Origin of the sequence: Shouchella oshimensis (genome assembly GCF_002019765.1) — a bacterium.
Lineage (GTDB): Bacteria > Bacillota > Bacilli > Bacillales > Bacillaceae_D > Shouchella > Shouchella oshimensis.
Genome location: NZ_KV917380.1, coordinates 205527 through 231576, shown reverse-complemented (window position 1 = coordinate 231576; position 26050 = coordinate 205527). Strand labels below are relative to the sequence as shown.

Genomic DNA, 26050 nt, shown 5'->3' with positions numbered 1-26050 from the left:
CTCCATCCTTTGAAAGCGTTTACTTATTTTTTCATGAACATGGGGGAATGGTCTAGTTTTTTTAATTAAACGAAATCAACTTTTTAATCGAAACGCCTTACCTGCTTCCAAAATACGGTAGCGATTGTATGGTCTTCCATGAGTTAAATAGACAAGATCTTTTTCAATAAACCCTTGTTCATGAAAGTAACGTAGATATTTTCGGAGTGAAACATGAGAAATGGTGGTACGCTCCTCTAATTCGGCTGCTGTTTGCCATTTCGTATCATCTAGCGCTTCTAAGACTCGAGTCGCCGTTACTTCTGTGATGCCTTTTGGCATATGTACTTTTTCTACGATTTGGTTTGTTTCATTTCGTTGGAGAAAATTATCTATTTCTTGTTGAACAAATGATGGCTGCTCTGTTTCTTGTTTCATAAATCGATAGCGATCAAGGGCTTCTTTAAAACGCGCAAACGTAAAGGGCTTTACGAGATAATCAATAACACCAAAACGGTAGCCTGTTTGAACTGTATACGCATCATTAGCGGATGTAATAAGAATCACGTCAACATTTCTTTCCTCTAGGCGCACTTGCTTTAAAATATCTAATCCATTCCTGTCACCTATATACACATCAAGCAACAATAGATCGGGCTTCTGTTCTTTCACTTGTTGTAAACCTTCTTCGAACGTTCGTGCCTGAGCTACCAACGTAAACCCTTCTACTTTTTTCAGAAAAAGACTATGGAAATAAGCAATTTGTTCTTCATCTTCAATCATTGCAACACGAATCAACTTGTTCTAGCTCCCTTCATGTTCCTAGTGGAATATGGATTGTAATAATGGTGCCTTTACCTTCTCTTGATAAAAGGTCAATCGTTCCATGAAAACGAGAGACTTCTTTTCTCACATTCTCTAACCCGTAACCATGATCCCCGCTTTTTGTCGATTGTCTTTCCTGATTAGGCGAAAATCCTTTGCCGTTATCTTCAATTACATAACGAAGGACACCACCTACTTGCTTAATGGTGACAATAATATACGTTTCTCTTTGATTGAGGCTTGCTTCCGCTGCATTATCCATCGTGTTTCCAATGATCGTAATCCATGCATCAATAAGTTCTGACGATAACTTTGGCCAAGGTGTACCAGATTGGAACAGAACGTTAATACTTTGCTCTTCTAACACACTTGTTTTACGTGCTAAAAATTGCGCTAAACTTTTGTCAGACACTAACTTGCCTATTTCATCCGGTAACTGACTATTCTTCTTTTGCTGATAGCGTAAAGAAAGATTCTCAATATAATCTTGTAGTTCACTATATGATTCGGTTTCAACCATTGCACTAATAATGTGTAGCTTGTTCATGAACTCGTGGGTTTCGCTTCTTAAGCTTTTGGCATAGGTCTCTACTCCACTTAAACGTTTCATAATGTCATCTAACTGATTCTTTTCTCGGAATGTGGCAAGTGCTCCAATACAAAGATCTTGATAAAAGATCGGCACCTTCGTCACAACAGCTTCTAAATCACTTCGTTGATAGACGACATCGTAGCTTGCTTCACGCTGATTCATTACCTCCTCCAGTTTGAGCTCTGGCCACACCTCGTGAACTTTTTTTCCTTCAACAGAATCTCCATGGCTGGTTGCTTTTAAAAAGGTTATCGCTGCACCATTTATGGCAATAATCTTCCCTTCTTCATTAATAGCTATAACACCCTCACCAGCAGCTTCTAAAATGGCTTCACGTTCATTAACAAGTCTTGCAATCTGTTGTGGTTCAAGACCGTGCAGCTGTTTTTTAATTCGGTTTGAAAGAAAGTAAGCACCGATCATCCCGATAAGTAAGCTTCCGATTGCGCCAGCTAATGATGTAAGAATGGCCTGGGTTTCAGCCTCATTAATTGCATCTGTAGAGATTCCAACTGAAACAGCACCGATTAGTACGCCTGCTTGACTATAAACAGGTTCAAAAGCTCGAACGGAGGGGCCTAACGAGCCAACTGCTTCAGAAATATAGGATTCTCCTTCAAACACTAGATCCGCGTCCCCACCTACAAACATTTCTCCGATACGACCCTTAACCGGGTGGGTGTAACGTTTTTGATCTGTATCCATTACCACGATATATAAGAACTCATTTTCTTCTCGAATTGCTTCAACAAGTTGTATGAGCTCATCCGTCGTCTGACCAGCTTCCAAGGCAGATACAACCACTGGATGATCCTGCAAATGACTTGCACTAATTCGTACTTTATCGGCTAGCTGTTCTCTTGTTAATGATGCTTGCTGAAAAGCGCTAAATAATCCGAATAATAGCAAAGCTACTAAGACAATGCTAGCACTTAATAACATCGTTTGGGTTCTAAGCGTTAGTGGTTCTTTTTTCATTTCCGTACTCCACCTCTAGCCATTTTATCAGTATCATTCCACGCATCTTATACGTAGTTTAAATTTTTTCTTTAAAAATGTATAGATTTCATTCAAACGGTAAGAATGAGTAGCGTATTCCCCTATCCCCTTAGCTCCCAACAATTGTTGGGAGCTTTTTTTATAGCTTGGACATGTCTCTTTTTCTTTTGCATACAATTCTAAAAGAGTTTTACTTTGCTTTTTGAAGGAGATAGGAATTCATGCGCTGGTCTAGTTCTGTTTTAACCGCGGCTTTGTTTGCTTTTTTAGCCGTCGCTTTTTGGGGAATATCGTTTGTAAATACAAAAGCACTGTTAGCAGAACTTACGCCTAGTACGATCTTAGTCAGCCGTTTTGCAATCGGTTCTTTGTTCCTATTTCTATTTCTTATCGTATTTCGCTACCCTCTTAAACTGTCATTACACTATCTTCCTCACCTCTTTATTCTTGGGACACTTGGTGTATTTATCCATCAATGGTTACAATCAACGTCGTTGTTAACGATTCAAGCCTCTGAGGCGGGCTGGATGATTTCCCTCGTACCAATCTTTACATGTGTTTTAGCATGTTTTTTTCTTCATGAACGGTTTACTCTTAAAAAAGGAATTGGCATGCTACTTGCTCTAGTAGGTGTACTTCTCATTACGAACCCTACTCACCTATCTGCTTTCCAACCAGGGTACATCCTTATGTTTCTCAGCACAATCAATTGGGCCGTTTATTCCTTACTTTTAAAAGGACTTCGTATACCATTACCGCCTGTGTCCATAACGTTTTATATGTGCTTAATCGGTACATGTCTTTCTCTACCAATCGTACACGTTACTAGAAGTATAGAGGAATTAACATCGCTATCAATAACCGGGTGGACTCACTTACTTTTTCTAGGCGTGTTTGTATCAGCTGTTGCCTACTTTCTTTGGGCAAAAGCATTAACTCAACTACAAGCATCAACCGTATCTAGTTTTCTTTATATCGAACCATTAGTAACGTTTCTCGCAGCTGTTTATTTTTTAAACGAAAAAGTTCTACTTCTAAGCATTGTAGGAGGAGTCATAATTATAGGAGGAGTCTTATTGTCAAACCACGGTTTAACTCAGGCGAAAAACAGGGAATAGAAAGGAGATCATTATGTTCGAACACCATATAAGCAATTGTTTGCGTCCTCTCACTAAACCAAGTATTGAAGGATTACGTCAAGCATTGCTAAAGCTGAACGCAACCTATGATGAGTTAGCTCCTTACATCCAATCAAGCAGTGAAAAGCCTTACTATCGCAAACTGCTCTTCCAATCTAAACACGTTGAACTATTACTTATGAATTGGTCTGGCCTTGATTGCGCTCCTCATGATCATGGCAACTCGTATGGTTGGATTCAAGTAATCGCTGGGAATGTATCCAATCAACTCTTCAAAGTGCAATCGAATGAACTACCAGAGCTATTTGTTGAAAAATATTATAAACAAGGGAAAACCTTTTTTGCTCCTAAAAAAAGTGTGCATCGAATGGAAGGAAACAAAGGGTTGTTAACTCTCCACTTATACGCCCCACCTATTTCAGGGATGAAAGTATATGATTTAAAAAAGTGTGCCGCCTGTGTTGTATCAGATGATTGTGGCGCCTGGTGGCCGGAAGATCAAAAGCAGCGCCTCAAAGTTATTCAATTAAATGAAGCACCGGAATAAGGAGGAATTCGATGTATCTCTCTCAATTGAATACAGCCGAGCTCACAGACAAGCAAATCACCAAACTCCTCTATCATTCTACTTCTGACGATGGACAACAGGGAGATTGCATTTTCGTTCCAGGCAGTAGTAAGGCTGTCGACTATAAAGTCCCGAAAGCAATTCAACTCTATCAGGAAGGACGGGCTAATAAATTATTGTTTTCAGGAGGTGTATCTTGGGATGCCTCGAAGAAACCAGAAGCCGTGATGATGCAAGAACGAGCACTTCAAAGCGGCATTCCGCAAGAAGCGATCTTAATCGAAAAAGAGTCGCTACACACAAAAGAAAATGTTCTTGCTTCTCTCCTCGTTCTCGATCGTGCTTACTACTTGCACCACGTAAAACACATCATCATCGTTACCTCTAGTATTCATATGTTAAGAGTTTGGTTGACGATGCGTACGTATATGCCGAACTGGATCACCTACTCATTTGCGTCTGTAGATGATCGGAGCACAAAAGAAGGGAATTGGTTCCTTTCACCTCACAGTCGAAAAAGAGTCGAAGCAGAAGTGCAGAAGCTTGTACGCTACGCAAAAATAGGGGCCATTGTTGATGAAGACATTTTCATTGGCGATGGGTAAGCCAAAAAGCCCTCCACTGTTTCCACTTTTTCAAAGTGCCTACTTTGGAGGGACTATTCATACGATTACGTGTTAGTTTGTGTAATACATAAGGGCAATGGCTCCAGGCCCTGTGTGGGTGCTAATGATTGGAGAAGTTTCCAGTATGGACGATGAGAAATGCTGTCGGACTTTTCTTAAGCGATCCAACACTTGCTCACTAAACGTTTCGGCTTCAATATGGGCTACACCGACATGTTTAATCTCCTTCGCTTCTGTTTCTTTTGTAAAAGTGTCTGTCAGAAATTCAAGCACCTGTTTCTGAGAGCGCTTCGTTGCTACAGGCGTATAAGAACCATCTTGTAAAGAAGCGATCGGCTTTATCTTTAATAATGAACCAAGTAGCGCCTTCCCTTTTCCAATTCGACCGCCTTTAGCCAAATAGTCTAGCGTATCGACAACAATATATAAAGAAGTCTTCGAGCGAATATCCTCAAGCTCACTTAGAATAGCCTCAAGGTTTTTCCCTTTGTTCGCTAGCTCAGCAGCTCGTGTCACTTGAAAAGACAACGCAATTGAAATGAAACGAGAATCGACAACAGTCACTTTCCCACCAAACTCATCTGCCGCCATTTGTGCAGATGCAACAGTTCCGCTCATCGCACTCGTCATATGGATGGATAAAACGTGCGTTTCAGGCTCACTTAAAAGTTCCTCATACACGCGGACGAACTCGCCAACTGGTGGCTGAGAGCTTTTCGGAAGGTCATCGCTTGTCACAAGCATGTGCGCAAACTCTTTCTTCGTTAAATCGACTCCATCTAAATAACTTTTACCATTAATGTTTATTGATAACGGGACAACGGTTACCCCTAACTCTTGTAAGATTGATGCATCTATATCGCAAGTGGAATCCGTCACAATTTTGATTTTTGTCATTAAAATCTCCCTTTAATAAGGCATTTTGTGAACGCATAACATACGTTGATTGTAGTATGACACACGTGCACCTGAGTGTAAACGCTCTCTTAAAAAGCGCAATTATACGACTATAGAAAAAAGTATGAACGTAATCGGTTTCGTGTTGTTTTAGAACCATCTTCATCTATGAATACATTGTAAAGTTTGTAACGTTCCTTTATCAATTGTAAAGGAACGCTTTTTTTCAAAACTCATTTTGTCTGCTACACTTCTTTCTTGAAGAGCAAGGAAAAGAGGGATGAACAGCTTGTTACCGAAACATGCTTTTGCTTATTTGTTATCTCACGGTATACCTGCAATTGTGGGCTTTGTAGGAATTGCTATTTATTCACGTTTACTTACACCCGAAGAATACGGTTACTATGCATTCATCTTTGCGAGTGCAGCCATTGTAAATGCTGTATTGTTTGAATGGTTAAAGGTTAGCGTTTTACGCATTCAAAAACAACAAGAATTAGGCAGCTCTTACTTTATGACGATAAAACTAGCGTTTCTTTCACTGATGCTCATTAGTGCACTATTTGGACTAGTTATAACGCTCATCGCAGCAGGAGCCACTCTTGCCGTCGTTTTTACTGTTTTGCTTTTAGCTTGGAGTCAATCGTGGTATCAACTACATCTTTCTTTACTACGATCAGAGTTAAATCCTCTTGGCTATGGCAAAGTGGCCTTTGCTCGATCCGTCATTGGATTGTTAAGCGCAACCATTCTTATTTATTTTGATTTCGGCGGAACAGGACTTGTTATCGGATTTATCATCGGCCTGCTGCTCTCTGTCTTTCCAATGTCTATTAGGCGTTTCGGATTAAACATGACACCGTCTGCATGTAATATCTCTTTAGTGAAACAGTTTGCAAGCTATGGCTTGCCACTAACCATTACGCTACTCTTAGGTATTGTAATTCATCAATCGGACCGATTTATTATTACAGCTATGTTGGGAATGGAGGCTACTGGCAGCTATGCCATTGCCTATGATTTAACAGAGCAAACCATATTCACATGTATGCTCATTATTAACTTAGCAGCTTTTCCTCTCGCTATACGTGCTTTTGAGCAGAAAGGTGAACGAGCTGCACACCAGCAAATAAAACGCAATACGGAGATGCTGTTAGCAGTCGGACTGCCAGCCACCATCGGATTTGTTATGACAAAAGACTTTATCACAAGCTTTTTTTTAGGCCATGCTTTTCAAGAAACAGCACGTACCCTTATGCCTTACATAGCAATTGGTGCTTTTCTAAAAGGCATTAAGCTGTACGCAATCGATACAGTCTTTCACCTTACAAAACAAACAAAGCTCCAAATCATACCGGTTATTTTTGCGGCTGTCGTCAATGTTGCCTTGACAATAATCTTGATTCCACCGTATGGACTTGAAGGTGCTGCCATAGCAACAGTTCTTGCCTACGCTATTGCTATTACCGTTAGCTGGCTATTACTTGTTATTCAGCGAATTCCGTACTTTTTTCCGTTTAAAGAATTTGTAAAGGTTTTGTTAGCAAGTGCTACCATGATCGTTAGTATACTACCTTTTTATGACGAAAGTGGCTTAGTAATGTTTCTTACTCGCGTGTTTATTGGCATTTTTTCCTATAGCCTTGTTTATGTCGCCCTTCACTACCACCAATTAAAAGCGTTCATTGAAAATCGAAGCGAGAGGAAGAAACGTATATGTTAACGATCATTATCCCTACCTTAGGAGAACGTAAACAAGAATTTCACCGACTTCTGACTAGTCTTGAAACGCAAACGATGCCTGCACTTGAACTGGTTGTCGTCTCACAAAGTCACCATGAAGCAGTGAGTGAATGGTTAAAACCTATTTCAATTCCTTATACACATATTCGATTAGAGGAAAAAGGATTATCGAAAGCACGAAATGCCGCTCTTCCTTATGTAAACGGAGATCTTGTTACGTTTTCTGATGACGATTGTTGGTATCCGACACATGCAGTCGCCACCGTACATAATCGCTTGAAAAACGGTGAGGACGGTTGTTGCTTTCAGATTTTCGACCCAGAAGTAAATAAGACTTACAAGCATTATCCACCCAGACCATCTTCTACTGTCAAAGGAAGAATGTTGTTTCGAAAATCCTCGATTGAACTTTTTTTTAAAACAAAAGCACTTACTTCTTTACGGTTTCATGAGTCGTTTGGTCTCGGGAGCACATACCCAAGTGGTGAGGAGAATTTATTTTTACAGCAATTTACAAGCTTGAAGAAGCGGCTTGCTTACTATCCTGAAACTATTGTTTTTCATCAGAAACCTACAAAACAATCGAGGCTATCAGAAAAACAACTCATTAGCAAAGGTCCTTTATTTAAAGCTATGTATAACACACCCATTGGACTACTCTTCCTCACTGCGTTATTTATTAAAAAAGCAAGTTCTATCGAGCAACCAATATACAGTTATACAAAAGCGATAAAAGCTTTGCTTTCCTTTAACAAGCAGCGAGCAAGGGGGACAAAATGAAAACCATAGCCTTTATACTCTATTCATTCGATGCTGGTGGTGTTGAACGGATGACGCTACACCTTGCCGAAAACTATATGAAACGAGGTTACAAGGTTGATCTTGTGGTCATTCATCCAACTGGGGAATATCAAGACGCTGTTCCAAAAGGAGTTGGTGTCATTCCCTTATCAAAAGTGAAAGCAAGAGCGGCATTGCCCGGACTGATTTACTATTTCCGTAAGAGAAAACCAGACATTATTTTTTCAGCAAAAGATTATCTGAATGTGCTCGTAATTCTTGCCAAAAAAATAAGCCGCTCACAAGGAACATTGATTGTATCTAGCCGTGTTCACCTAAGTGAGCAAGCGAAGCGTGATCCATCTGCAAATCGGACGAAAAAATGGGTGTATCGAACCTATCGGTATGCCGATCACGTTGTAGGCGTTTCCCGTGGGGTATCTTCCGATATTCAAGCCATTGCTCGCTTACCAATTGTACATACGATATACAACCCTGTTATCACAAAAGGGTTAAGCGACAAGATGAATCAGCCTGTTGCTCATCCCTTTTTTTTAGATTCATCTAAACATGTTTTCCTAACCGTTGGCAGACTGCATAAACAGAAAGATTATGAAACCTTACTCCAGGCTTTTGATCTTGTTCATAAACGCAATCCTCAGACTGCACTCATTCTTGTTGGTGATGGAGAAGAAAGAGGCGCTTTGGAAACGTTCGTAGCGACAGCCAAACTGGAGGATGTCGTCAGCTTCGTTGGATACCAGCACAATCCGTATGCTTATATGAAACAAGCAGATGTATTTGTACTGTCTTCTTTGTATGAGGGTTTTGGGAATGTGTTAGTAGAAGCAATGGCCGCAGGGACACAAATTGTCTCAACCGATTGTCCAAGCGGTCCAAAGGAAATTTTGAAAGATGGTATGTATGGTCATCTTGTTCCTGTTGGTCATTACGAGGAATTAGCGATGGCTATGGAATGTGCGCTCTTAAGCCCTTTCCCTAAAGAATCCTTAATTCGCCAAGCACATGCTTATTCAGTTGATACGTGTGCACACCACTATGAAAAACTTTGGCTTTAAATAAAGGAGACAGGGTGGCGCTTAATAAGCACCACCCTTTCCCGTTTTACTTTTAAGGGAAAACAACCGCATCAAGCTTATGAACATTGTTTTCCTCTACCCAATCAGCCACATAAAGAAGCTCGTCCTGTACTGAATAACGGTAAATCCGTTCACCTACCAAGAGATAACGTGTTTGTTCATGTTCAAGTAGCTTTTGCTTCAACGCATCATACGTGTCAGTACCTAAGTGACTATTATCACTTGCAAAAGATAGAAATTGCTCTTCGGTTAATGTATGGAGATTGTTTCGCAAGTAACTATCCCCCTCTAATGTTGAGCGAACGGTTAGTGTTTGCTCGCCACAGCCTACTAGAAACAGAAACGCTAGAACGACTATCCACTTTTTCATTACATCTCAGCCTCCAACAATCCGTTTTCCTTACTATATCTCGAATCATTAAAGGAATAAAGAAGACTCATTTTCAATTGTAAAGACGGTTTTAGACATTTCAAGAACCAGAATCCTCTTTTATCAGCACATGCGTCTATTTTCGTTAAATCTGTAAATGTCCTTGGCTCAGAATCTTCATTTTATCTTTAAGAAGCCTTTATAAATAACGTTTCTTACCGTGTTACGATGACGACAGTTCAAACGTGAAAGGATTCAGACGATGCACTCACTTAACTATCCACTAACCCAAAGAAGAGCTTTACCTGTTTATAGTGCTATGACGCTCTATGCCGCTTCCGCGCCGGTTGCAGTAACGAGTCTAGTGCAGCATCTCTTACCAATCCCTAGTTCTGTTCTGCTTACCTTTCTAGCCATAGCCCTGTTTCTATTCGCGTTAGTTTCAGAACGACAAGCCGTTCCCATGACAGAGTTAAACAGGCTGGGACTTCTGATATGTGGCGCCATTGCGTTACCAGCTATTGCTTCACTAATTGGTGCCGCCTTTGCCTTAATATCCATTCAATCTGTTGAATATACAGCGTACGTGCACCACTCTTTACTTAACAGGCTGATTAATCTTTCTTTATACACTGTGCTGGTACTAATTGTTCTTACTTATATTCGTCGAGATGCCCAACAAACAAATGCGTCCCTCCTAAAAGGCTATACAATTGGAACGTTTCTTCTCACACTCGGAGGTATTTGGCAGTTCTTACATTTTGCCATTGGCTACCCCATGCCCCTATTTGAAACACGGGCTTATGTACATAGTGTTAACCAAGATGTGCTGTTTAATTTCAGGCTAACTTCTATTACAGATGAACCAAGCTTTCTTGTTCCTTTCTTAATGGATGGACTCATTATTGGAACACTCATCATGACTAGAAAAACATACGCATTGTTTGCAAGCTTATCCATTCTCGTTTTACTACTCACTTTTTCAATCAGCGGTTATTTGAATCTAGTTGTTCTCGGACTTGCAGTCATGCTTTTGCTGTTAACTAGAAAAACCATACCTAAGAAAATAATTCTGACCATAATAGGCGGTTTGTTTTTACTCATTACGACCTTTTATCTTTTACTGCCACAAGCCTTTACGACTTTATTCATGCCGATTCTTGGTCGACTTGATGGTCTCTTTGATGTCACACACCATAGCAGGCTTTATATGCTCGTCTTTCCATTCATATGGCTCTTTGACTATTCATTCATAAATACACTCTTCGGCTTTGGTCCTGGAAGTTACGATTTCCTTGCACGAACGAAATTTCTAAGTCATCAAGGGGCTGTTAGTGGGACGTCCAACAATGTATTCGTTGATCTTCTCTTTGAACACGGCTTATTAGGAGGGTTTCTAATTGCAGCGATCTTCCTTGCAATTGCTATTTATTTGTTGAAAAAGCGTAACACCCATCTTTACTACAGCGTCGCATTGATTTTATGGATTCACTTAAGTGTGACTAGCCTATATCGAGCTGATTTTGCTTCTCCTCGTTTTTGGCTCATCGTCATGATTGTTGTTGGTTTAATAGAACTAGCTAAACAGAAACGATCTTTGCCAGATCATGTACCGAACATTTTTCAGAAAGAGAAGGTGACGTCTTTATGAATGTATGTGTAATTGGAACAGGCTATGTTGGCCTTGTTACAGGTGTATGCTTTAGCTCTCTCGGTCACAACGTTGTCTGCGTTGACCACGATCTTAATAAAATTAACAGCTTAAGAAATGGTGTTGTGCCGATTTATGAGCCTGGTTTAAAAGAGCTTATGACTAAAAGCACAAAGGCAAAAAAACTTGTTTTTACTAACGATTTAGAAGAGGGAATGAACGAAGCGACGATCCTATTAATCGCTGTAGGGACACCTGCCAATAAAGATGGTTCCGCCAACTTAACATATATCAAGCAGGTAGCATTAGAAATTGGTCAATACATTAAACCAGGGATGACCATCGTAACGAAAAGTACAGTACCAGTTGGTACAAATAAAAAAATAAAGCAATGGGTCTCATTCAGTAGTGGTCATCAACAGTTTTCGATTGCATCTTGCCCTGAATTTTTACGAGAAGGCAATGCCATAAAGGACACTTTAGAGATGGAGCGTGCTGTCTTTGGTGTAGAGGATGCTCAAGCTGAACTTGCTTTACGAGCTTTGCATAAGCCCATCCGTCCAACCATTGTTGTGACGACAATTGAAACAGCTGAAACAGCAAAATATGCTGCAAATGCTTTTTTAGCAACGAAAATTAGCTTCATTAATGAGGTAGCTAATGTTTGTGAAAACGTCGGTGCTGACGTAGAAGCACTTGCACAAGTGATGGGACTTGATCACAGGATCGGTACGTCTTTTTTACAAGCCGGGGTAGGCTATGGTGGGTCTTGCTTCCCAAAAGATACACAGGCATTTATTCGGATCGCCGAAGAAGCAAATTATTCCCTCCAAATTGTTCCTGCTGTCGAACGCGTTAACCATGAACAACGTTACCGCCTTTTAACGAAACTTAAAAAATGCTACCACACACTGGCTGGAAAGCGAATTGCTATTTTAGGTCTAGCATTTAAACCACATACCGATGATATGAGAGCTGCTCCTGCACTCGATATTATCCAGACTCTATTAAACGAGCAAAGTAGTGCCATTGCTTATGATCCCATTGCATCAGAGCAGGCGAAGCGCTTGCTACCAGATGTCATTCTTGCTTCTTCGTGGCAAGAAGCTGTTAGAAAGGCAGATGCCGTTTTAATTCTAACCGATTGGAATGAATTCAAAACCATCGATTTAGAAGAATTAAAGGTGCTCATGCGTGATTCTGTAGTGATCGATGGACGAAATGTATTTAATCCAGAAGAAATGAAACAACGAGGGTTTTATTATGATTCTATCGGCCGAACACAAGTTGATGGACGTGCCTCTAAACAGAAAGCACGACCACCTTCGTTTACGGTTCAAACCGGAACCCATTAGAGGAGGCAGTTATGTAATGCGACAAATTGGATTAAGCGCCCTTGCTTTATTGTTTTTAAGTGGATTCTTTTTCCTCGATAGCAACAATGCCGACCCTTACCGGGAAAAAGAAGAACCTATGAACCAGCAGGTAGTTGAAGAGATTATTCGCCATCATCGTGCAGCTGCATTTGTTATCAACGAAAATGAAATAACGCAGTTTAATCAACATTTCTCACGTGAGTTATCCGAAGAAGAACTGCTTTTATTTCGCTCCATTGATCATTCAATGGAACCAGTAATTGCAACACAGCCCCATCATACCGTCAGCTTACAGTGGTCAACTATCGATGTACATTATGAAAACAGATCAAATCGTTGGTACATTACATCCGTTTCGGAGGTGCAGTTAGATTGAAGGAACCACTCGTATCCATTATTACCCCCGTCTATAACTGTGAGTTTTATTTAGCAGATACAATTGAGTCCATACTAAGTCAAACGTACGAAAATTGGGAATTATTACTCATTAATGACGCTTCACAAGACGAAAGTAGCGAGATAGCCGAGCACTATCAATCTAAAGATAATCGGATTTACCTTTTTCACTTGTCTAGTAATAGCGGCGCGGCTGTCGCGCGTAATTTAGGCTTAACACGTGCTACAGGAAAATATGTTGCATTCCTTGATGGAGATGATCTGTGGAAACCACAAAAATTAGCTCGTCAAGTACACTTTATGGAGGAAAACAACTATCTCTTTACGTTTACAAGCTATCGTATCATTCGCGAAAATGGCCGTGAGCGACAAAAGGTAGTACCTGCTCCTGCACAAGTAACGTATGACAAACTTTTATCAAACACCATTATCGGTTGTTTAACCGTCATGATGAATCAAGAAGCGCTAGGAAAGCTACAAATGCCGACTATCCGTACAAGGCAAGATCTTATGTTATGGCTATCGATACTTAAAAAAGGTCATATAGCCTATGGCATAAACGAAGAACTTGCCGCCTACCGTAAAGTTGGCGGATCAATTTCTAGTAATAAATGGAAGGCAGCAAAACAAAACTGGCACATATACCGCAACTATGAAGCATTGCCACTTCTTAAATGCTGTTTTGTCTTTTGCAGCTACGCGTGGAACGGTGTAAAAAAACTTTAACCAATCATCACACTAGACATAGCAAAGTAAGGAGAACAACATGGACTCGTTCATTATTGCATCCCTAATTAGCTTTTTTTCCACTATTTTTGTTACACCCTTCATGATACGGTTTGCCCACAGATTCGGTTTTGTCGATAAACCAAACGAACGAAAAGTTCATCGTACTGCCATGCCACGTATCGGTGGTGTTGCTTTCATCATCGGTACACTTGCTGGCATGCTCTTTTTAACGGATCTTTTGGAAGCTGATGTTCGCACTACATTCTTTATTCTACTTGGCTCTGTTCCGTTACTAATCGTTGGCTTACTAGACGATCGCTTTATTCTAAAAGCAAGGTATAAACTTGTAGCGCAATTACTAACTGCACTAATCGTTGTTAGCTCTGGTTTAACGATTGACTTTATCTCCATTCCATTTGGCAAAGAGCTAGACTTTGGTATTCTTAGCACTGGCTTCACCGTTTTTTGGCTCGTAGCCATTATGAATTCAATTAACTTGATTGATGGACTTGACGGGCTAGCAGCTGGTGTAAGCATTATTGCCTTAGCAACAATGCTTGTTTTAGCGACAGGCAATCCTGCTGCTTATGGTTTAGTCTTTGCATTCGGCGTGCCCTTAATCGGTAGCGTCAGTGGTTTTCTTTTCTATAACTTTCATCCTGCAAAACTATTTATGGGGGATACTGGCTCTTTGTTTCTCGGCTATATGATTGCTGTTCTATCAATTGTCGGGTTGTTTAAAAGTGTGACGATGATTAGTCTGATCATCCCACTTCTCATTCTTGGTGTTCCCATTATGGATACGTTCTTTGCGATTATACGCAGAAAGCTTAACAAGCAAAATATCGGTTCTCCTGACAAAGGGCACCTTCACCATTGCTTATTAAAAAAAGGATACGGCCATCGGCAAGTCGTTTTAACGATTTATGGGGTTAGCATCCTCTTTGCTTGCGCCGCACTTTTAATGTCCATGTCTAATTTATGGCTTTCCCTTTTGCTGCTATTGATCGTCACTGTGTTGATCCAGCTTTTCGCAGAAGTCATCGGCTTAATCGGAGCGCAACGCCAACCATTATTAAACTTAATAAAGCGTCGATTCAAACGAAAAAACCCAAAAATAGTCCTGCGAAGTAAGTGAAGCGGTCTACCCTCCATTAAGTGGTGGAACACTTACGAGGTCGAAAAAGATGCTGGGACAAAAGTAGATAGACAGACCAAAATGACGAACATTCCTGAAAATAGGAACGTTCGTCGTTTGTTTTATATGAAAATGAGTGGAAGGAGAATCCGAAGACTCCTGGGGGATCAGCACGTGTCTGAAGACTCTGGAGTGGCGGTTTTCCACGGAGGAGGCTGAGGCCGTGTCCCCGGAAAGCGAAGGATTCTCCTGTAGCGGTGCTACTCAGCATATTTTAGACTATTCGTCTTTTCAACTACTACTTTTCGTTATGTCCCAGCCTCTTTTACCTCTCTGTCTCCATCTCTACCTCTTCAATCAATCCATTTGGACCGAAGAATTCTACAATGAATGTTGTTCCTTCTGCGAAAGACGATAACGGAAAATTCCCTCGATATTGAACGTTATTCCCTTCTGTTGTTATTGAGTAAGCAGCGTCCGTAATGGTTTGCCCATCTGGGATACGAACATGCACTTCAGGAACATCCCACTCATTTTCTTCTAATTGTTGCTGAACGTCTGGTTTAAACACAAACGCTAAATCTAAGTTTGTAGCCGATACTTCTGTAGTCACGAATTCAACGCTAGCAGGCTTTTCTACAGGTCGATATTCAAGAAGTTGCTTTCTTTCTGTGTTCTCAAGATTAAATAACCATTCACCATCAATCTTCTTTAATTCATTTCCTTGGAATAGATTAATCGACTCCACCGACAATAGAGCATTTTCTAATTGCGGAAACGGACGGTCTGTTACATTCTCAAATAGGTATTCAACTTCTGCTAACCCTTGTTTGGTTAATACTTCACTACTTGTATTCCCACTGCTTTCATAACTAGCTTCTGTTCCACGTAATGGTTTAGTGTCCGGTATTTGTTCAACCACGTACTCATCGTCTCCATTTTTGATCCGAAAATCAATACTGACATCTGTTACATCTTCTAGTACTGTCTTATCATCAAATTGGATAGTGAAATGAGTCCCCATTTTACGCTCATCAATAAAATGATGGGCTAAAGTAAGGGTGATGTCTTTATCACGTGCAATACTCTCCTCTGCAGTACCGTATCCATTTGCTACTGCCTTTTCTACCCCTGGGTCATTGCTATAAAATAGATCTTTAATGGATGCCTGTACATCTTCATTTGTCGCCATACCAATTACCAACAGACCAACGGCTGTAAGAGACACCTGTTTCCAAACACGAAAACGTCTTTTTTTCTTCCCACGTACTTGAATATCACGATAGGCTTGGTTCAACGACTCACTAACAACTTTTGGTAATTTGTCCATGATTCTGCACTCCCTTCCCTATCTCATAATAATGCTTCTTTAATTCGGCTCTTCCTCTGGATAAGTGAGATTTAATGGTTCCTTCTGATTGGTTTAATAATTGACTAATTTCTTTTGTCGTGTAACCAACTGCGTAATACAAGGTAAAGATGTTGCGCTGTTCTTCTCTAAGACTATTCACTGCATCTCTAAATTCAATGTCTGAATACTGCTTATCATCCGGCTTCATAAGATAATCATTTAAGTCTATTGCCGCTTTAGTTTGTTTTTTCTTTGTTAAACTAGCACATTTGTTCAATAATATTCGAAAAGCCATGTATGAAAAAATTCGTTTTTTTTCAATTTATGTAGTTTCTCGAACGCCGTCATCATCGTGTCTTGTAGCACATCCGCTACATCTTCATCCTCATTTACAATGCGTTTTGCTGTTTTATACAGCACCTCTTCATATTGTTTAACGAGTAGGACAAACGCCTCTCCGTCACCTTTTTTTGCTCTTTTCACCAACTTCTCCATACAATCCCCCTTGCTCGCTTTTATCTTACACTTATTAGACCAAGTAAAAGGCCAAAAGGTTGCAAAAAAAAATCCTTGCAGCTTCTCACTGCAAGGATGAAACTTATTTAGGCTTCTTTTTGGTGTACCGTTACTTGTTGATAAGGCACATCAATTCCTTTTTCAGCAAAGGAATCTAAGATGGCACGTCGAATTTCCCGCTCTACGCTCCACTGCATGACCGGCTTACATAAAGCAATAACACGAATAACAGCGCCAGATTCACTTATTTCTTGTATGCCTAGCATGTCAGGCTTTTCAATCATGTTCTCGTTACTATGATAAACAACCAGGCTGGCATCCATAATAAGTTGCTGTAACTTCTCAAGGTCGTGTCCATACGACACACGCATATCGACTACCGCATATGAATTTTCTTTTGAATAGTTTTTTAAATCCTCAATATGGCCATTTGGAATAATGTTCACTTCGCCTGTCCAATCTTGAATTTTTGTCACCCTAAGGCCAAAATCAATGACCGTCCCTGTGTACTGACCAGTTGTAATGTAATCTCCAACGGAAAACTGGTCTTCATATAATATAAAGAACCCTGTAATCACATCTCGGACAACGTTTTGAGCGCCAAAGCCAATTGCAAGACCTAGCACACCTGCACCAACGAGTACAGATGCAAGGTTAAATCCTAATTCGTCTAGTACAAGTAAAATGGCAATAAAATAAACAACATTGGCAACAACACTATGTAGCAATGACGTTAAGGTTTTACTTCGTTGTTCAGATACATTGACGTACTTTCCTTCACGCTTTTGTAAAATCTGGGTAATTACTCGCTTTAATACCCCTAGTAAAATTCGCGCCAATACTAAAATAACAATAACTTTTACAAGGGTACTTACAACGGCAAGCCAAAACTCCGTATCCGATAAGAGCGCATACGTGGAGTTCCATAAATCATCAAACATAGAAACCTCCTAGAATAAATAGCATCACTTATTCTTTATCCGCACTTACGTCTTTTAAAACATAGCCTATTTTCATTAAAGCTGCTTCAATGGTTTTTACATAGGCGACATCAAGCTTTACCAGTTGATCGCGTATTAAATGCTCATGAGCAAGCTGGACGGGCACGCCTGATAACATGACTTTTACACCCATCAGTCTTAATGCAGATATTAATGAATGGAGCAATACAGCAAAATTTGTATCGCTATACTTTATTTGAGATAAATCGATAACAAAATAATTAATACGTTGATCTAATGCATAGTTTAATGTATCTTCTAAAATTTTCTTACCCCGGCTTTTATTAATATTCCCTTGCAAAGCCAAAATCGCTAAGCCTGAACGAATCGGTATAATTGGCACACTTAACAGTTCGATATCCGCAAAGGTTTCGTCAAGCTCAATAATATATGACAAGACTTCCGCTATTGTTTTCAAGAACTCAACATCTTCTTCACTAAAGTGCTTTTCTGCATAATCCATGACGCATAATGTGCCGAAAATGTCCCCATTCATGCTTTTTAGTTTTACGCCCATAAAACCACGAACATGCCATTCTCTTGAGGCAACTTGATCTTGTGTCGTTGGGTTTGTCATTAAGTTCTCAACGGTTGTATACTCTTGATCACTTTCAAATACTTTCTTACAGCTTGATTCATAATAATCAATCTCTGCATCTTTAGAAAGAATCGTCTCCTTCTCGTTAAACGCATTCACAATCTTTATTTGCTCATTTTCTTTTCTAGCAATATAGGCAGTGTTTACACCTAATTTATTTGAAACAAGCTTGAATAGCTTGTTTGAGACTTCTATTACGGAATCGTAGTTTGAATGACCGATCGTTTCGTCCATATATTCTGCTCCTTTTATTACCTAAGCTGGGATGTCTGTTTTTAAGCGCTCTTCCTCCATACCCATTTATACATATATAAAACCCCTTTTTTAAAAAACGTACGACTTTTTTCGAAGACAAAAAAAGGTTTGGCATCAGCCAAACCTTTTACGAAAAATTATTCACCTAACTCAAGTGCAATCTCCATCATTTTTGTAAACGATGTTTGACGCTCTTCCGCTGTTGTTTCTTCTTGTTTATAAATATGATCGCTTACTGTTAAGATACATAATGCGTTCACACCAGCTTCGGCTGCATTCATGTATAATGCCGCTGCTTCCATTTCAATACCAAGGATCCCCATCTTGCGCCATTTATCATTTGCTTCTTTATCGGCACTGTAGAACGTATCACTTGAAAGAATGTTACCAACGTGCACAGGGTATCCTTTCTCATCAGCAATGTGTTTAGCTTTTTCAAGTAAAGAATACGAAGCGACTGGTGCATAATGACCTGGGATATGGTACTGACTTACGTAATTTGAATTAGATGAAGCGCCCATTCCAATAATAATATCGTATAAATCTAAATTGTCTTGAAGAGCACCACAAGAGCCGATACGTATTAAATTCTTCACACCATAGATATGGATTAGTTCCCAAGAATAGATTCCCATTGATGGCATACCCATTCCTGTTCCCATTACAGAGATTTTTTTTCCTTTATACGTGCCTGTGAAGCCCAGCATATTACGAACACTGTTAAATTGTTCAACGTCTTCTAAAAATGTTTCTGCGATAAACTTTGCTCTTAATGGATCACCTGGAAGAAGAACCGTTTCTGCAATCTCACCAGTTGGATTAATATGGGCGGTTTGTTTTACTTCTGACATATCTTAACAACTCCTTATTCGTTTCACTTATTATGTGAATAATGACCATTTCCATTACAATACTTACTACATCATCATAGACAAACTCAGCGCAAATCGCAAAGATTTCTGTGCTGGTCAAGCAAAAAACTCCCCTTCAATTGTCGAAGGGGAGCACGATACCGTTATTCGTATTCTTTTTCAAATGTTTTCGTACTTCTTGTTGTATCAATTGGACGAACCGCGCTTTCAATTTGTTCACGTTGTGGCTCAAGAAACGGTGGAAGTGAAAGCTTCTCACCAAGAGTTTCATAAGGCTCGTCACCCATAAACCCAGGACCGTCTGTTGCAAACTCAAAAAGAATTTGTGGTGAGACTCTAGCATAAAGAGATTCAAAGAAGTGTCGGTTCACATAGCCAGATGTTTGGAAGCCAAGTGACTCAAGATGCTTCGTCCACTCATCTAAAACAGCACGATCTTCTACTCTAAACGCAGCATGATGGACAGTTCCATAGCCTTGTCGAGCACGTGGTAAAATGGCATTATGCTCCACTACAATCTGTGCACCATTTCCACCTTCCCCTACTTCGTATAAATAGCGAGATCCTTCATGGGCAACTTCTTTAAACTGTAGAGCGTGTTCCAATACTTGTTTAAAGAAATCGACATTTGCAACTCTTACATAAATAGGACCAAGACCTGTTATAGCAAATTCTAATGGGATAGGGCCGTCCTGCCAAGGAATGCCAGCCTCTACACCTTGATTAGTCTCATCGGAAACGAGCTGATACTGTTGATCATCAAAATCGACAAAAGAGAGTGTTTTCTTACCAAACTCCTCTTTAACGCCTGAATGTTTAACATTTAGACGGTTAAACCGTTTTTCCCAGTATTGAATCGCTTCATCAGTCGGTACGCGGAAAGCCGTTTTAAAAATTTCATCTGTACCGTGTGATCCTTTTTGAATTCCTGGAAAGTCAAAGAACGTCATGTCTGTTCCGGCATTCCCTTTATCGTCGGCAAAGAATAGATGGTACGTCTGAATATCGTCTTGGTTAACTGTTTTTTTCACCAATCGCATGCCAAGTGTATACGTAAAAAATTCATAATTTTTTTCCGCACTACTTGTAATGGCAGTTACGTGGTGAATTCCTTTTAATTGATTCATGCTAGGACCTCCTAAGAATCTAACTTTCCTTTTATCTCTAATTCAATTATAACTAATTCGAGATAAATGTCAACAATGAGACTGTTCACGATTAAATCATTTAGAAAAAACGCGCTTAACAGTCGTTTATTGGTCATCAAGATTGCCTTTTCGACGTCATGCGCGTTCATTTTTCCATTTAGGTCTAATTTTCTTCTTCTCTTTTTGATGCGAGCACGCCATTTTCTTGAAAAAATTGAGCTACCCGGCTTTCTACCTCTTCGTCTTCTATAAGTGGTGGTGCATGATGTGGCTTAAGCCGTGCATCAATAATGATGGCGTCACATCCCCAATGTTTATGCTTCACAGAGGCATTAACGCCGTGAATATCATGAGAAGGGTTGCTTCTTGTAAAGGTCGCCCAAAGAAAATTCTCAAGCGCGCCACTTAAAAACTCACTATCATCACATAGAACAATGAGAGGACACCGTTCCATATTCACCTCTCCTAACCTTTTCGTAAATTGGTTCATTTCCTCTTCTACGGCTTCATAATTTGTAAACTCATTTTCAAGTTGGACAGCTACAACTCCTGGCATAACAAGGCTAGCATCTTTAATTCCGTTTACTTGTCTCATTCCGTTAGGGACTTGCTTACATAGCTCACGCTTTTTATTTCCATAAGCTGCAAACGTTACCTTACTACCTCGATTCAAACCTGTTCCGCTGTAATCTAGCGTATCTATTGTTGCGTTCGTTTGAAAATGGAGATCACGTCTTAAATCCATCCGCTCTAAAATATGTTGAATAAACGCTGCTTCGTCATGAATATCAATGGAGTCTTCTTCTTCGGCCGTTAAAAACAAATATTTTGCTAAGCTTAGCTGGCCGAAACCTAAAATACGGTTGGCTATCGTCAATAACTCTGTTGGCTGATCCACTTTTTCAAACGGCGTGTAACGCTCACTCCCTATGGCAAAAAGAAGCGGATGCACACCAGCAGCATCAACAGCGTGCACAGCCTTAACACCTGGTAGTTCTTGCGTTACTGCATCTCCTGTGATCTCATGAATTAGAGCACCAAAGCTTGTATCCTCTTGAGGTGGTCGACCAACCACTGTAAATGGATAGATCGCTCCTTTTCTTCCATACACTTTATGAACTTTTAAGACTGGAAACTCATGGGTTAAACTGTAATAGCCTAAATGATCTCCAAAAGGACCCTCTGGCTTTGTATCATTTGGATAAATGTCTCCTGTAATGACAAAATCAGCATCATGGCTAATACAGTAACCATCTTCATAGCCATAGCGAAAGCGACGATTTGCAAGTAAACCAGCAAACAACATCTCACTTAACCCTTCCGGCAAAGGCATCACAGCGGCTAATGTGTGTGCTGGTGGACCGCCAATAAAAATACTAACTTTTAACGGCTCACCGCGTTTAACAGCCTTTGTTTGATGAACACCGATTCCCCGCTGAATTTGATAATGTAAGCCAACCTCTTTCCCAACTTGATAATCATTTCCATCAAGCTGAACACGATACATCCCTACATTTGCCGACATGATGCCTGACTTGTCAGGGTCCTCTGAATAGACTTGTGGAAGCGTAATAAACGCCCCTCCATCGTCTGGCCACGACTGAATAAAAGGTATATCGGTTAAGTCAATTTCTTCTAACTTAGAGCCATTTAAGCCTGATTTCCGCATGGGCAAGGCTGTTAAAGCTGAGACACCATTTCCGATATTTCGAAAAGGATTCTTTATGGCTTTCATTGGATCATCACGAAGGGCGATAATGTCTTGTACCTTGTCCCAGTTATTGCGAAACATGAATTTGCTACGTTCAATGGAACCAAATAAGTTCGCAACAGCCGGGTATTTTGATCCTTTTACGTTTTCAAATAGGATCGCTGGTGCCCCTTCTTTATAGGCTCTTCGTTGAATGGAAGCCATCTCTAGATAAGGGTCTACCTCCTCTTTAATACGGACAAGATGACCGTGCTTTTCTAGATCAAGCACACATTCCTCTAAACTTTGATACATTTCCTTACCCCCTACAAACAATCTTCTCTTTCTATTATGCTTGCAGGATGAAAAAAGAGTCAAACCTTACCACTAAGAAAGACACTACTACGAATAATTAAATCGAAAAAGAATAAATATTTATTGACAATCAATAAATAATAATAGAAAATAGGAAAAAAATAGAGATGAGGTTTCATCATGAGAACAAAATTAATTGGACTATATACCTCCGTGCTTATCTTAACCGGTTGTTTTAACGAAACGGTTGAAGAGGAAGGTCTTGCAATGATCACTGTCACAAACATGGCATCATTTCCTGTTTATGGTTTTGAAATAGCCTATGAAAATGAATATTCAGGTACATCTTATGCAGATGGTTCACTAGTAGAAAAAGGTGATTCTTTAGACTTTACGTTTACAAAGGGTGATGATTATCACGGAAACATCACCTTTTTTGTGAAAACAGATAGTGAAGAAAAGGCACACCCTGTTAAAGGCACCTTTTCATTAGAACCCTATGAGGATCAGATCTACACCTTTACTTTAATAGGCGATAAAAAGGAAAATGCACAAATGTATTTAGAACGTTAAAAAGCTTGTCAAAAGCCTCCCAGTGGGAGACTGATGAACAAGCTTTAACACTCATTATAATGAATCGCGAATAATTTTCTTAGAATGGCTGACTGATAGAATGCCAAATACTGAGTACAGTACTGTGTAAAGGGTCATCACAATAAGCATTGGGATGTGCATCTCATTCCCAAAAATAAACCAGCCAGAACGAACAGCAAAGTAACTATGCAGTAAGCCAATCAACAATGGAATGCCAAAATTGTAAAGCTGACGAACTTTAATTCCTTTAAGCAAGTCTTGATTCGTAAAACCAAGCTTTCGAAGGATCGTATAGTCAGGGCGATCTGCTTCACTCTCATCCATTTGTTTAATGTACAGAATACAACCTGATGTGAAAAGAAACGCAAATCCAAGAAAGCCAACAATAAACATAACTAAGCCCATTTGTTGCTTTTGTTCCTGTTCACTGGCAAGTTGGCCGATTGCCAACCCACGAAAGCTCTCGTTATGGTCCATAAACCAATCGTTGGCTGCCTCTAAATCCGCATCATCTTCAATATTAATAGCAAACTCAGTACGTATATCTTCAACGCTATTAAGCTCTTGATAGACCTCATCCGCTACAATTAACGTAGACAAACCACCAATAGATAAAATATAGTTCACGACAGGCTCTTCTTTCTTACCAATATACTTAAGGTTATAGTGATCATCATCATTAAAAATGGTGATGTCCCCAGTATCCTTAAACTGCATGAAAACTTCCAGCATAGGAGCCATTGGTGTTAAAAAGACATCTCCCGCTTGGACAGTCACGCCATCTACATCTTCATCGCTTACTACAGGTAAGAACATTTCTCGAGGATTAACGTAAAGGTCATCTCTCTCATATTCTAATAAATCTTCCAAATCTACATATAACCCCTTCACTTCTATATCGTGAAGTGAATAGGTCAGGCCTTCTTCATCAAGAAACGTGATCATCTCATTTCGATCCTGTTCTTCCAAGAAGCCAAAATGGTTTGGCGCATTAAACGCAGCATTTTGATTCGCTGAGTAATAGGAAATGTAGCTTAATGACAATAAACCGATAGCTAATGCAGAAACGGTCGTTATAATCGTTAACAACAGAGCACTGGATTTCATTCGAAACATAATTGACGAAAGGGACAGAACTTTCACAACAGACATATATCCTGCTTGTTTCTTCCGTACGATCTTAGCCAGCAACGACACTGACCCTCTATAGGATAAGTACGTTCCTATGATAACGGAACCTAATGTATAGCCCATGCCAAGAAAGAGAACACTCGGCGATCCACCAAAGGTGTCACTTAACAAAATGGTTGATACGTAGTAGCCACTAACGATTAATGCGATTCCTACTATTCCAGTGATGATTTCCCAACCACTTAGCTTTTTGACAACAATCTCAGTACGCTTACGAAAATGAAACAGTTGAAGAACTGTATGTCGCTTTAGGAACAAAGCATTCGCTACTACGACAATAAGATAAATTCCAAGGAAAACGAGTACCGTTTGGAACAACGCTGTACTTGAAAAATAAAGAGAAACGATTTCTTCTACACCAATAATGTTTAATAACATCATTGTGACGAGCTTTGCTAAAAGAAACCCTGCAATGATACCAATCATAAGAGAAACGAGGTATAAATACATAATTTCAATACTAATCAACTGAAATACGCGACTTTTTGTCATACCAATTAATTGAAGTAATCCAAGCTCCTGACTTCTACGCTTAATCATAAGATTATTGGCGTACAGCAGGAAAAAAGCCAGAATGAAAAATAGTAAAACCGATGCCGTTCCAATACCAGCAGAACCCCGCGTCGATTCTTCTACAGCTTCCATTGCAGGTGCATAACGCAATGTGACAAATGCGAAATACAACGCTACACTAAAGCTAATAGAAAAAAAGTAAATCCCATACGTCCGCGCATGCTTTTTTAAATTTTTTAGTGCTAATGTATTACTCATCGTGAACGCCACCTAAAACCGCTTGCGTTTGGATAATATCTTTAAAAAACGCCTGCCTTGACTGCCCGCCTCGTGTCAGCCTTGTATAAATTTGACCATCTTTAATAAAAACAACGCTACTCCCATAGCTTGCGGCAGTCGGATCATGGGTCACCATCATGATCGTTGCATGCCGTTTTTCATTTAAGTCGCTTAACGTTTCTAGTAAACCTGATGCTGCTTTTGAATCAAGTGCTCCAGTTGGTTCATCAGCAAAAATAATACTTGGTTCGTGAATGAAAGCTCTTGCAGCGGAAGTACGTTGCTTTTGCCCACCAGATAATTCGTTTGGGTATTTGTGGGCTAACTCCTCAATTCCAAGCTGGGTTGCAATTGTTTCAAACCTTGTTGTTGCTTCTTTTTTACTGATTTTCTGTACCGTTAAAGGAAGCAATATATTTTCTTTAACCGTTAATGAATCAAGTAAGTTGTATTCTTGAAAAATAAACCCTAATTCCTTTTTTCTAAACTCCGCAAGATGCTTTTCTTTCAAATGAGTTAGCTCCATCCCGTTAACTAAAATAGAACCACCGCTTGCTTGATCAATCGTAGACAAGACGTTTAATAGCGTCGTTTTACCAGAACCAGAAGCACCCATAATGGAGACAAATTCACCTTGTTTAATTTTTAAGTCAATGTTTTTTAATACTTCTTGTTTATTCCATTTACTTCCATAGTTTTTTGTTAATTTGCTTGCCTGTAAAATGTCCATCGTAACACTCCTTCTGTCTTTACTTGTACCTTAAGTATAGGAGCTTCCTCTTTAAGATTCCTGCGAATTGGCGAACAATATACAAAAGC

At 39.8% G+C, this 26050-nt stretch carries 26 protein-coding genes; 12 read left to right on the top strand and 14 right to left on the bottom strand.

Annotation, left to right across the window (positions count from 1 at the left end; all coding sequences use genetic code 11):
* Nucleotides 1–75: 75 nt before the first annotated feature.
* Together BK583_RS01110 and BK583_RS01105 are read right to left on the bottom strand one after the other, a co-directional pair.
* Nucleotides 76–777, bottom strand: coding sequence for a response regulator (locus BK583_RS01110; protein ID WP_055736143.1), 702 nt, complete (start codon nt 775–777; stop codon nt 76–78).
* A gap of 16 nt (nt 778–793) precedes the next feature.
* Nucleotides 794–2374, bottom strand: a complete 1581-nt coding sequence (locus tag BK583_RS01105) for an ATP-binding protein (RefSeq protein WP_055736142.1) — start codon at nt 2372–2374, stop codon at nt 794–796.
* Nucleotides 2375–2616: 242 nt separating this feature from the next.
* Between BK583_RS01105 and BK583_RS01100 the strand changes: the two genes are divergently transcribed.
* Genes BK583_RS01100 through BK583_RS01090 form a run of 3 tightly spaced genes read left to right on the top strand, consistent with a single transcriptional unit; the run spans nt 2617 to nt 4707 of the window.
* The gene (locus BK583_RS01100; protein WP_055736141.1) at nt 2617–3513 is read left to right on the top strand and encodes a DMT family transporter; all 897 of its coding nucleotides are present in this window, start codon (nt 2617–2619) and stop codon (nt 3511–3513) included.
* 13 nt (nt 3514–3526) lie between these two features.
* A complete protein-coding gene (locus BK583_RS01095; RefSeq protein ID WP_051667695.1) occupies nt 3527–4081 on the top strand; it encodes a cysteine dioxygenase in 555 nt (184 codons plus the stop codon).
* 11 nt (nt 4082–4092) lie between these two features.
* Complete coding sequence (locus BK583_RS01090) at nt 4093–4707, top strand: YdcF family protein (RefSeq protein WP_055736140.1); 615 nt, start codon at nt 4093–4095, stop codon at nt 4705–4707.
* Nucleotides 4708–4779: 72 nt separating this feature from the next.
* On the opposite strand, the gene BK583_RS01085 is transcribed toward BK583_RS01090, so the two are convergent.
* The gene (locus BK583_RS01085) at nt 4780–5625 is read right to left on the bottom strand and encodes a DegV family protein (protein ID WP_038484494.1); all 846 of its coding nucleotides are present in this window, start codon (nt 5623–5625) and stop codon (nt 4780–4782) included.
* Between the two features lie 280 nt (nt 5626–5905).
* On the opposite strand from BK583_RS01085, the gene BK583_RS01080 reads away from it, so the two are divergent.
* Genes BK583_RS01080 through BK583_RS01070 form a run of 3 tightly spaced genes read left to right on the top strand, consistent with a single transcriptional unit; the run spans nt 5906 to nt 9227 of the window.
* Nucleotides 5906–7348 carry an oligosaccharide flippase family protein gene (locus BK583_RS01080; RefSeq protein WP_078439983.1) on the top strand — a complete coding sequence of 481 codons (1443 nt, stop codon included), beginning with the start codon at nt 5906–5908 and terminating at the stop codon, nt 7346–7348.
* On the top strand, nt 7342–8148 hold the full coding sequence (locus BK583_RS01075) for a glycosyltransferase family 2 protein (protein WP_055736138.1): 807 nt from the start codon (nt 7342–7344) through the stop codon (nt 8146–8148). The genes BK583_RS01080 and BK583_RS01075 overlap by 7 nt, the downstream gene beginning before the upstream one ends.
* Nucleotides 8145–9227 carry a glycosyltransferase gene (locus tag BK583_RS01070; RefSeq protein ID WP_055736137.1) on the top strand — a complete coding sequence of 361 codons (1083 nt, stop codon included), beginning with the start codon at nt 8145–8147 and terminating at the stop codon, nt 9225–9227. Before BK583_RS01075 ends, BK583_RS01070 begins: the two co-directional genes overlap by 4 nt.
* 52 nt (nt 9228–9279) lie before the next feature.
* On the opposite strand, the gene BK583_RS01065 is transcribed toward BK583_RS01070, so the two are convergent.
* On the bottom strand, nt 9280–9618 hold the full coding sequence (locus tag BK583_RS01065) for a hypothetical protein (RefSeq protein ID WP_055736136.1): 339 nt from the start codon (nt 9616–9618) through the stop codon (nt 9280–9282).
* 262 nt (nt 9619–9880) lie between these two features.
* Between BK583_RS01065 and BK583_RS01060 the strand changes: the two genes are divergently transcribed.
* The 5 genes from BK583_RS01060 to BK583_RS01040 are packed head-to-tail and all read left to right on the top strand — an operon-like array spanning nt 9881 to nt 14908.
* Nucleotides 9881–11269, top strand: coding sequence for an O-antigen ligase family protein (locus BK583_RS01060; RefSeq protein ID WP_055736135.1), 1389 nt, complete (start codon nt 9881–9883; stop codon nt 11267–11269).
* Entirely contained in the window at nt 11266–12624 is a 1359-nt protein-coding gene (locus tag BK583_RS01055; RefSeq protein WP_055736134.1) for a UDP-glucose dehydrogenase family protein, read from the top strand. The genes BK583_RS01060 and BK583_RS01055 overlap by 4 nt, the downstream gene beginning before the upstream one ends.
* A gap of 16 nt (nt 12625–12640) precedes the next feature.
* Nucleotides 12641–13021 carry a hypothetical protein gene (locus BK583_RS01050; RefSeq protein WP_055736133.1) on the top strand — a complete coding sequence of 127 codons (381 nt, stop codon included), beginning with the start codon at nt 12641–12643 and terminating at the stop codon, nt 13019–13021.
* On the top strand, nt 13018–13767 hold the full coding sequence (locus BK583_RS01045; RefSeq protein WP_055736132.1) for a glycosyltransferase family 2 protein: 750 nt from the start codon (nt 13018–13020) through the stop codon (nt 13765–13767). The genes BK583_RS01050 and BK583_RS01045 overlap by 4 nt, the downstream gene beginning before the upstream one ends.
* A gap of 40 nt (nt 13768–13807) precedes the next feature.
* Nucleotides 13808–14908 carry a glycosyltransferase family 4 protein gene (locus tag BK583_RS01040; protein ID WP_055736131.1) on the top strand — a complete coding sequence of 367 codons (1101 nt, stop codon included), beginning with the start codon at nt 13808–13810 and terminating at the stop codon, nt 14906–14908.
* A 325-nt stretch (nt 14909–15233) separates the two neighbouring features.
* Here the strand turns inward: BK583_RS01040 and BK583_RS01035 are convergent, their stop codons facing one another.
* From BK583_RS01035 to BK583_RS01005, 8 genes are all read right to left on the bottom strand, one after another.
* Nucleotides 15234–16238, bottom strand: coding sequence for a DUF4179 domain-containing protein (locus tag BK583_RS01035; protein WP_055736130.1), 1005 nt, complete (start codon nt 16236–16238; stop codon nt 15234–15236).
* Nucleotides 16213–16554 (bottom strand): RNA polymerase sigma factor, encoded by a 342-nt coding sequence (locus BK583_RS21110; RefSeq protein ID WP_055736129.1) that lies wholly within the window; start codon nt 16552–16554, stop codon nt 16213–16215. The genes BK583_RS01035 and BK583_RS21110 overlap by 26 nt, the downstream gene beginning before the upstream one ends.
* The gene (locus BK583_RS21105) at nt 16533–16754 is read right to left on the bottom strand and encodes an RNA polymerase sigma factor (RefSeq protein ID WP_055736128.1); all 222 of its coding nucleotides are present in this window, start codon (nt 16752–16754) and stop codon (nt 16533–16535) included. The genes BK583_RS21110 and BK583_RS21105 overlap by 22 nt, the downstream gene beginning before the upstream one ends.
* A 107-nt stretch (nt 16755–16861) precedes the next feature.
* Nucleotides 16862–17716, bottom strand: a complete 855-nt coding sequence (locus BK583_RS01025) for a mechanosensitive ion channel family protein (RefSeq protein ID WP_055736127.1) — start codon at nt 17714–17716, stop codon at nt 16862–16864.
* A 28-nt stretch (nt 17717–17744) separates the two neighbouring features.
* Nucleotides 17745–18608 carry an STAS domain-containing protein gene (locus tag BK583_RS01020; RefSeq protein ID WP_055736126.1) on the bottom strand — a complete coding sequence of 288 codons (864 nt, stop codon included), beginning with the start codon at nt 18606–18608 and terminating at the stop codon, nt 17745–17747.
* Between the two features lie 158 nt (nt 18609–18766).
* Nucleotides 18767–19480, bottom strand: a complete 714-nt coding sequence (deoD, locus tag BK583_RS01015; protein ID WP_038484527.1) for a purine-nucleoside phosphorylase — start codon at nt 19478–19480, stop codon at nt 18767–18769.
* A 164-nt stretch (nt 19481–19644) separates the two neighbouring features.
* A complete protein-coding gene (locus BK583_RS01010; RefSeq protein WP_055736125.1) occupies nt 19645–20628 on the bottom strand; it encodes a ring-cleaving dioxygenase in 984 nt (327 codons plus the stop codon).
* Between the two features lie 184 nt (nt 20629–20812).
* Nucleotides 20813–22654: a UbiD family decarboxylase gene (locus BK583_RS01005; RefSeq protein ID WP_055736124.1), complete on the bottom strand. Its 1842-nt coding sequence runs from the start codon at nt 22652–22654 to the stop codon at nt 20813–20815.
* Between the two features lie 180 nt (nt 22655–22834).
* Between BK583_RS01005 and BK583_RS01000 the strand changes: the two genes are divergently transcribed.
* Nucleotides 22835–23227 (top strand): hypothetical protein, encoded by a 393-nt coding sequence (locus BK583_RS01000; protein ID WP_055736123.1) that lies wholly within the window; start codon nt 22835–22837, stop codon nt 23225–23227.
* Between the two features lie 54 nt (nt 23228–23281).
* Here the strand turns inward: BK583_RS01000 and BK583_RS00995 are convergent, their stop codons facing one another.
* Nucleotides 23282–25210 (bottom strand): FtsX-like permease family protein, encoded by a 1929-nt coding sequence (locus BK583_RS00995; protein ID WP_055736122.1) that lies wholly within the window; start codon nt 25208–25210, stop codon nt 23282–23284.
* Nucleotides 25203–25961 carry an ABC transporter ATP-binding protein gene (locus BK583_RS00990; protein ID WP_055736121.1) on the bottom strand — a complete coding sequence of 253 codons (759 nt, stop codon included), beginning with the start codon at nt 25959–25961 and terminating at the stop codon, nt 25203–25205. The genes BK583_RS00995 and BK583_RS00990 overlap by 8 nt, the downstream gene beginning before the upstream one ends.
* Nucleotides 25962–26050: the final 89 nt, after the last annotated feature.